The sequence below is a fragment of the Xanthomonas populi genome (assembly GCF_002940065.1).
GTDB lineage: Bacteria > Pseudomonadota > Gammaproteobacteria > Xanthomonadales > Xanthomonadaceae > Xanthomonas > Xanthomonas populi.
The window spans coordinates 1-8643 of record NZ_MDEJ01000157.1; the positions used below are offsets into that span (position 1 = coordinate 1).

An 8643-nucleotide genomic window follows, 5' to 3' on the forward strand; every position below is an offset into this window, starting at 1 on the left:
CTGATCATGTCTGTCGTTCTCCGCTGGCAGGGCGTCAAGTCAATGATGGCAGATTGCTGGGGTTTTTAGAGGCTCCTATATTTATATTTCATTTTAAACTCTAGGCGTTGTCTGGTTTTGGATCTTGCGGGCGAAATTCCCGCATCGACACAGTTTGAAGCGAATATTATCTTCTTCTTTGATCCTATGTCGTCCATCTAGTCCGCTGACCTTGTGAAGCAGAAGTCCTGTCCACTTTTCGGATGCGTCTCCGCAAAGATGTCTTTCGAGTGTGCGTTGCGTCCTCTTTCATCTTTGCGTACGTAGCGATATCGCGCCTTCGCAAAAACCTGTGCGGGATTTGCGACAATCCATCACCTTGTTTTTTTTGATGGCGACAACAGATGACTGCAACTGCGCCGCTTGCCACGTCCGTCAATTCGCCTGCGCGCGTGCTGTTCGCCAGTCTGATCGGCACCACCATCGAGTTCTTCGATTTCTATATCTACGCCACCGCCGCGGTGCTGGTGTTTCCCACCTTATTTTTTCCGGCTGGCGATGGCAGTGCGGCGATGCTGCAGTCGCTGGCGAGATTTGCCGTGGCCTTCGTCGCGCGGCCTGTGGGGTCGGCGGTGTTCGGCCACTTCGGTGATCGGGTCGGGCGCAAAGCTGCTTTGGTGGCGGCCTTGCTGACGATGGGGCTGTCCACGGTGGCGATCGGCCTGCTGCCTGGTTATGCGCAGATCGGCGTGTTCGCGCCTGCGTTGCTGGCGTTGTGCCGCTTCGGCCAAGGGCTGGGCCTGGGCGGCGAATGGGGTGGGGCGGTGTTGCTTGCCACCGAAAACGCACCGCCGGGCAAACGCGTGTGGTACGGCATGTTCCCGCAGTTGGGCGCGCCGCTGGGCTTTGTGTTGTCTACCGGCACCTTCCTGGGCATGGACGCAGTGCTCGACGATGCGCAGTTCATGCAGTGGGGCTGGCGGGTACCGTTCCTGGCAAGTGCGCTGCTGGTGTTGACCGGCTTGTGGGTGCGCCTGAGCATCACTGAGACACCGGATTTTCAGAAGACCCTGGACCGCAAAACGCGCGTGCTCCTTCCGTTGGGCACGGTGGTCACCGAGCACTGGCCGGCCTTGATGATCGGCACGCTGGGTGCGTTCGCCACCTTCGTGCTGTTCTATCTGATGACAGTGTTCGCGCTTGGCTATGGCACCACAACCCTGGGCTACGACAAGGAGCAGTTTCTGCTGCTGCAGATGGCCGGCATCGTCTTTTTCGCGATCGGCGTTCCGCTGTCGGCCAAGTTCGGCGACCGTCATGGCGCACCGCTGGCGATGATGTTGGCCAGCATGGCAATCGTTGCGTTCGGGCTGGCATTTGCGCCGCTGTTTCAGGCCAATCACCCGTTGCAGTTGTTGATCTTCCTGGCGCTGGGTTTCTTTTTTATGGGCCTGACCTACGGCCCCTGCGGCACGCTGCTGGCCGAGCTGTATCCCACCGAGGTCCGCTACACCGGCGCCTCGTTGTCGTTCAATCTGGCCAGCATTCTGGGTGCGGCGCCGGCGCCGTACGTAGCCACGCAGCTGGCCGCACGTTATGGGGTGCAGGCAGTCGGGCAGTATCTAGGTGGCGCTGCGGTGCTGAGTCTGTTGGCGTTGATCGCGGCGCGTGCGATGCGGCGCCACGCGGAGCCGGTTGCTTCAAAGTAGCCTGTGCACGAGCACGATCGTGCGCGATGTGGTTTGGCTGATGCCAATCAGCTTGCTAGACGTACCTGATTGCGACCGCCGGCCTTGGCCAGATACAGGTGCTTGTCCGCCTCTTTCAACAGGTGATGCAGCGACTGGTCGCTTTCGCTGGCGATGCACACGCCGATGCTGACCGTCATGCTCAGCGTCTCGTCGCCCACGCGCACCCGCAAAGCGCTGATGCGCTCGCGCAAGGTTTCGAAATAGTTGCTGGCGTTGGCGACATCCAGCCCCGGTACCAGCAAGCAGAATTCTTCGCCGCCGAAGCGCGCTACCAGATCCTGCGGCCGCGCATGCCCGGAGACGGAGGCAGCCACCGCACGCAATGCCTGGTCGCCGGCCTCGTGGCCCCAGGTGTCGTTGATATGTTTGAAGTGGTCGATATCCACCATGGCCGCGGTGACCGTCTGGTCCTGCGACAGCAATGTGGGGATCACCCGCTGGCTTTGTTCCAGGAAGTAACGCCGGTTGGGCAGGCCGGTGAGGAAGTCGCGGGTGGCCAGATCCTGCAGTGTGCCGATCAGCTCCAGCTGGTCCACGTTCTGTGAAACACGGCAGAAGAATTCTTCGCGCGAAAAGGGTTTGCGCAGAAAATCGTTGGCGCCGTTCTTGAGAAAACGCGGGATCAGCGACGAATCGCTATTGCCGGAGATGCCGATCACCGCGACCTTGTCGCGTGAGCGGGTCGCACGCAGCCGGCGGGTGAATTCCACGCCTTCCATGCCCGGCATTTCCTGATCGACAATGGTCAGGCGGATGCCAGGGTCGCGCTCGATCGCCTGCAGGCCGGCGGCACCGTCGGCAGCGAGCACCACGCGGTAGCCGTACATCGACAGCAACGCGCCGGCGTAGGTGCGCGCAGACAAGGAATCGTCCACCACCAGCGCAGCGATACGGCGATTGCGCTCCAGGCGCTGCACCAGCCAGGCCAGATATTCAATGGCGCCGGGCGCGTTCTTGAGCACGTAATCGATGATCTGCTGCTGCAGCACGCGCTGACGTAGATCTTCGTCGTAGACGCCACTGACCACCACGGTGGGCAGTTTGCGCGAAAGGAAAAACTCCACGACCTTGTCGCGGTCGCCGTCCACCAGCACCAACCCGGTCAACACCAGAAACCAACCATCTTCTTCGTCCAACACGCGTGCGGCTTCTGCCAGGGTCGAGACGACCGTGACCGGCAATTCCACGCGTTGCTCGATAGCTTCGCGCAGCATGCTGGTGAAGGTGCGCGAGTTTTCCACCAGCAACACGCGTTGCGGTAGGACTGCGCTTTCACTGTTGCAATGTAGGGTACCTGGGGACATCGGTTAGCCGTGCGGATCGAACCTTCAAAGCGCTAACGGCTCTGCTCGCCAAAACTTGAGCGCTTCGTCTCAACGTGACGAAGACGATGCACGAATCACCACAGTGCATCGCGCAGGCGATACCAGCTCATTGCCGCCACCAGCAGGGGAGTACGCAGCCGCCGTCCGCCGGGGAAAGGCCGATGCGCGATGCGCTCGAACACGTCCAGACGCTGGCTCTGACCGGTGATGGCCTCGGCGATGACATGACCTGCAAGGCCGGTGGCCGCCACGCCATGGCCGGAGAAACCCTGCGCGAAATAGACGTTGGCCGCCAGCCGGCCCCAGTGCGGGGCGCGATTGCGCGAGATGTCCACGTCGCCGCCCCATAGCGTTTCCAGTGGCACATCGCGCAGCTGCGGGAACACCGTGTGCATGCGCTGCGTCATCAAGCGGTTCAAGCTGGGCGGCGGGCGCGAGGAATAACTGGCGCGGCCGCCGAACAGCAGCCGGTGGTCGGCGCTGAGCCGGTAATAGTCCAGCGCCCAGTTGGTATCGGCCACGGCCATGTCGTTGGCGATCAAGGCGCGTGCGCGGGCCTCGCCCAGCGGCGGCGTCGCCCCGACATAGGTGACCACCGGCATGATGTGGCGTTCCAACGTTGTGGAAATGCCGTGTAACAAGGCGTTTCCGGCAATCAGGCCGAAGTCGGCACTGACGCTGCCTTGGGCGGTGTGCATCACCACGCGGTCCCCGAGTTCCTGCCGAGTCACCGCCGAGTCTTCGTAGATGCGCACGCCGGCCGCCAGCGCTGCGCGTGCCAGGCCGAGCGCGTAGGCAAGCGGGTGCAGGTGGCCGGGTCGAACATCGCGCCCAGATACAGCGGGCTGTCCAGTACCTGCCGTGTGCGGGCGCGGTCCCACCATTCCAGCGGGTAGTCGTAGCGCTCGGCCATGCGCACGATGCCGTGCTGCAGGGCCTGCACCTGGCGCGGTTTCAGCGGCACGTGGGCGTGGCCGTCGCGCCATTCGCAGCCAATGGCGTGGCGCTCAATGCGCGCGCGCAGCAGGCGCATGCCCTCGCGCGAGAAGTCGAACAACAGCCGCGCATCGGCATCGCCGACCAGCGCTTCCAGCGTCTGCTGCTCGCAGCCGTAGCCCACGATGGCCTGGCCACCATTGCGCCCCGAAGCGCCCCAGCCGATGCGCCTGGCTTCCAGCACGATGACTTCGTAGCCGGCCTCGGCCAAGGCCAGGGCAGCAGTCAGGCCGGTGTAGCCGGCGCCGAGGATGCAGACATCGGCACGTTCCACACCTTGCAGGCGCGGCTGCTCCGCCAAGGCGGGCGTGCTGCGGGCATACCAACTGTCGGGATACCCGTTGCCCGACGTGTCGCTGTCTGGCAGTTGTGTGGCCGGGTTGCCCATCACACGGTCCGCAGATACCGGGCGTAATCCAGATCCGGCACCAGCGCCTGGTAGTCGAGCAATTCGCGTTGCTTCTGCTGGCCGAACACATGCTGGAACTGGGCGCCCAATTGCTCGCCGATGAAAGGGCTGGCGAGAAATGCATCGACTGCAGCTTGCTACGTGCGCGGCTGAAAGACCGATTGCGCGTAGGCATTGCCGGTGACTGGCGCGGTAGGCTCGCTGGGGTGTCGCAAGCCGTCCAGCATGGCAGCGAGTACGGCGGCGGTGACCAGATACGGGTTGGCGTCCGCGCCGGCGATGCGGTGTTCGATGCGGGTGTTGTGCGCATCGCTATGCGGAATGCGCAGCGCCACGGTGCGATTGTTGAAGCCCCAGCTCGCATCCAGCGGCACGAAGGCATTGCTGACAAAACGCCGATAGCTATTGGCATGCGGCGCGAACACCAGCAGCGACGCATCCGCATGCCGCTGCAGCCCGGCGATGGCGTGGCGCAGGCCGTCGGCTGGCGCATCGGCAGCGCTGGCCAGCACGTTGTTACCGTCGGCATCGAGCAGGCTCACGTGCACGTGCAGCCCGCTGCCGGCCTGGCCCGGAAACGGCTTGGCCATAAAGCTGGCAAGCTTGCCCTGTTGCTGTGCAATCGCCTTGATGGTGCGCTTGAGCAGCAGCGCATCGTCGCAGGCGGCCACTGCGTCGGCGCGATGTTGCAGGTTGATTTCGAACTGGCCGGGTGCGTATTCGGCCACCGCGGTGTCTGCAGGGATGCCTTGTTGCCGACAGGCGATGGTGACCGCGTCGGTGAAGTTGCGTTGGTCGTCCAGGTCCTGCATCGAATACACCTGGGTGCTGTCGCTGCGCACGCCGGTGACCGGGTCGCGCGGGGTCTGCGGACGCCCCTGCGCATCGGCCACCGCGTCGAACAGATAGAACTCCAGTTCCACTGCGATCACCGGGGTCAGGCCCAGCACAGCGAAGCCACGCAACATACGCTGCAATACTGCGCGTGGTGCAACTTCGAACACGCTGCCGTCCGGGTTATGCATCGCCAGCAGCAGCTGCGCCATCGGCTGCGGGGCCCACGGCACCGGACGCAGCGAGCCTTCGATCGGCCGGCAGATGCGGTCGGCATCGCCGATGGCGTAGCCCAGCCCGGTTTCTTCCACGGTGTTGCCGGTGATGTCGGTGGCGATCAGCGACATCGGCAGGCACACGCCATCGCGATAGATCTTGCTCAGTGCCTGGCCAGTCACACGTTTGCCGCGTAGCACGCCGTTGGTGTCAGGCAATAACAGGTCGACCGATTCGCAGCCGTCGATGCTCGCCAGGGTGACGGCATCGGTAGCGGGCAAGGACGCGACGGAGTTTTCGGAAGCCATGAGCACCACCTGCGAAGTCGCCGCCCAGCCTAACAAAGCGTGCGTGAGCAGTCGCAACCGCAGTGGCGTTGCGCTTGGCAATAGGGTGGCGGCGCGGTAAGTTCGAAGGCACGCAAGGTTCGACGTCCCTGATGTTCACTGCATCCAAGTAGTGGCTGAAAAAACCTGTCGAGCGGTCGTCACTTGGTCGCGGGCGGCGCGCTGACCGGAATGGACGCGTGGTACCTGTCGCTCTCTAGTATCGCCCGCGTTTGGCTGGCGACCAGCAGTCGTACAACCGCCGCTCTCAATCGGGATGTCCGCATGGCTGTCGTTCCACTGGTCGGGTTGCCGACCGATCGCATCCAGCAAGGGCCGCATCCGTTTCTGGCCGCTGGCGAAAAATACATCCGCGCGGTAGAGGCGGTGGTGGGCGCGATGCCGGTGTTGCTGCCGAGCCTGCAGCCCACGCTGGATGCGGGCGTGTGGCTGGATCGGTTGGACGGGGTGTTGCTGACCGGTGCGGTGAGCAACGTCGAGCCGCATCACGACAGCGACGAGCCCAGTTGGGAGGGCAACCTGCATGATCCTGCGCGCGATGCCACCAGCTTCGGCCTGATCCCGCAGGCGCTTGCGCGCGGCCTGCCGGTGCTGGCGATCTGTCGCGGTCTGCACGAGGTCAACGTGGCGTTGGGCGGGTGGCTGTATCAACGCGTGCATGAAGTCCCTGGCCTGGCCGATCATCGTGAAGACCGCGCTGCGGCACTGGACACGCAATACGGCCCGGCCCATCTGTTGCAGCTGCAACCCGGCGGCTGCTTGGCCAGCATGAGCGAGACCGCGCAGGTGTGGGTGAACTCGCTGCACGGGCAGGGTATTGCGACGCTCGCCGATGGGCTGGTGGTCGAAGTCACTGCGCCAGATGGCCTGATCGAAGCCTTTCGCGGCGCCGGGCCGGGCTTTTTGCTCGCGGTGCAGTGGCATCCGCAGTGGCGTGTCACACAGCATCCGTTCTACCGTGCCATCTTTCAGGCCTTCGGCGAGGCCTGTCGCCAATACGCCGCTCAACGCAGTCAGTGAGGTTGCATGCCCATCCGCACACTTTCGCGCAAAGCCACGCCCAAACAGCCGGAGAGCGCGCTGCGGCGCTGGCTCAAGGAGCGCAACATCACCGAGGTGGAGTGTCTGGTGCCGGACATCACCGGCAACGCACGCGGCAAGATCATCCCCGCCGACAAGTTCTCGCACGACTACGGCACCCGCCTGCCGGAAGGCATCTTCGCCACCACCGTCACCGGCGATTTTCCCGACGATTATTACGAGCTGACCTCGCCATCTGATTCGGACATGCATCTGCGCCCGGACGCATCCACCGTGCGCGTGGTGCCGTGGGCGACCGACCCCACCGCGCAGGTCATCCACGATTGCTACACCAAGGATGGCCAGCCGCATGAGCTTGCGCCGCGCAATGTGCTACGCCGCGTGCTGGATGCGTATGCCGAACTAAAGCTGCAACCGATGGTGGCGCCGGAGCTGGAATTCTTTCTGGTGCAAAAGAACACCGACCCGGATTTCCCATTGCTGCCGCCAGCGGGGCGCTCCGGCCGCCCGGAAACCGCCCGGCAGTCGTATTCGATCGATGCGGTCAACGAGTTCGACCCGATCCTGGATCTGATGTACGACTACTGCGATGCGATGGAACTGGACGTGGATACCTTGATCCACGAATCCGGCGCGGCGCAGCTGGAGGTCAACTTCACCCATGCCGATGCGCTGTCGCGCGCCGATCAGGTCTTCATGTTCAAACGCACCATGCGCGAGGCCGCGTTGCGGCATGGCGTGTACGCCACCTTCCTGGCCAAACCGATGGAAACCGAGCCGGGCAGTGCGATGCACATCCATCAGAGCCTTTTGCATGTCGGCACTGGCAAAAACGTATTCAGCGGCAAGCGCGAAGGTGGCTTCAGCGACGCCTTCGCGCATTATCTCGGTGGCCTGCAGAACTACATTTCGATGGCGATGGGGCTGCTGGCGCCCAACGTCAATTCCTACCGGCGGCTGATGTTTGGCGAGGTATCGCCAAGCAATGTGCTGTGGGGGTTCGACAATCGCACTTGCGGGCTGCGCGTGCCGATCGATACCCCGCAGAACATGCGGGTGGAAAGCCGCTTTGCCGGTTCCGATGCCAATCCGTATCTGGCGATGGCCGCGACGCTGGCGTGTGGGTTGCTGGGCATCCGCGAGAAGCTGGAGCCGACCGCGCCGATCGGCAGCAACGGCAAGGAGCAGGGCTACGACCTACCACGCTCGCTGGGCGAGGCCTTGGACGGCTTGGAGGGCTGCGAGGCGTTGCAGGAGATGTTGGGGCGGCGTTTCGTGCGGGCGTATATCTCGGTGAAGCGGAAAGAGTATGAGACGTTCTTTCGGGTAATCAGTTCGTGGGAGCGGGAGTTTTTGTTATTGAATGTGTGACCGATTCGATTCGCCAGGCACGTTGTTGCTAGATGAGTTTCCGATAGAAAGCTGCGAGGGCAGTGGTAGTGGCCGACTGCAGCGTTTGGAGCAGCACTTCTGCTATTTCTTCTCCCTGAGGGACTTGTCATCTTCATTATAAGTAGGTGTCCGAAGGGCGGATGAGTAAACGTCGGGCTGTACTCGAAGATGGAATAAGGTGGCGCTTCATTTCTTACAAAATCGCCTGCGTTTCTGCAGGCGCTTCGCTAATGATTACGGATATCCGCGACGCTTCACTGGACTATCGCGTTAATTTAAAGGAGCCTCTAAAAACCCCAGCAATCTGCCATCATTGACTTGACGCCCTGCCAGCGGAGAACGACAGACATGAT

At 62.8% G+C, this 8643-nt stretch carries 4 protein-coding genes and 2 pseudogenes; 3 read left to right on the forward strand and 3 right to left on the reverse strand.

All coding sequences use genetic code 11. From position 1 onward, the window contains the following. Window positions 1–383: 383 nt before the first annotated feature. A complete protein-coding gene (locus XpopCFBP1817_RS18030; RefSeq protein WP_128418171.1) occupies window positions 384–1688 on the forward strand; it encodes an MFS transporter in 1305 nt (434 codons plus the stop codon). A 47-nt stretch (window positions 1689–1735) separates the two neighbouring features. On the opposite strand, the gene XpopCFBP1817_RS18035 is transcribed toward XpopCFBP1817_RS18030, so the two are convergent. The 3 genes and pseudogenes from XpopCFBP1817_RS18035 to XpopCFBP1817_RS18045 form a co-directional block, all read right to left on the reverse strand. Further along, window positions 1736–3034, reverse strand: a complete 1299-nt coding sequence (locus tag XpopCFBP1817_RS18035) for a diguanylate cyclase (protein WP_167393974.1) — start codon at window positions 3032–3034, stop codon at window positions 1736–1738. 95 nt (window positions 3035–3129) lie between these two features. Next, window positions 3130–4439, reverse strand: a pseudogene (locus XpopCFBP1817_RS18040) (NAD(P)/FAD-dependent oxidoreductase). Then, a pseudogene (locus tag XpopCFBP1817_RS18045) lies at window positions 4439–5818 on the reverse strand (glutamine synthetase family protein). Before XpopCFBP1817_RS18045 ends, XpopCFBP1817_RS18040 begins: the two co-directional pseudogenes overlap by 1 nt. Before the next feature lie 303 nt (window positions 5819–6121). On the opposite strand from XpopCFBP1817_RS18045, the gene XpopCFBP1817_RS18050 reads away from it, so the two are divergent. Beyond that, entirely contained in the window at window positions 6122–6877 is a 756-nt protein-coding gene (locus tag XpopCFBP1817_RS18050; RefSeq protein WP_128418173.1) for a gamma-glutamyl-gamma-aminobutyrate hydrolase family protein, read from the forward strand. 6 nt (window positions 6878–6883) lie between these two features. Beyond that, window positions 6884–8269, forward strand: a complete 1386-nt coding sequence (locus XpopCFBP1817_RS18055; protein WP_128418174.1) for a glutamine synthetase family protein — start codon at window positions 6884–6886, stop codon at window positions 8267–8269. Window positions 8270–8643 lie beyond the last annotated feature (374 nt).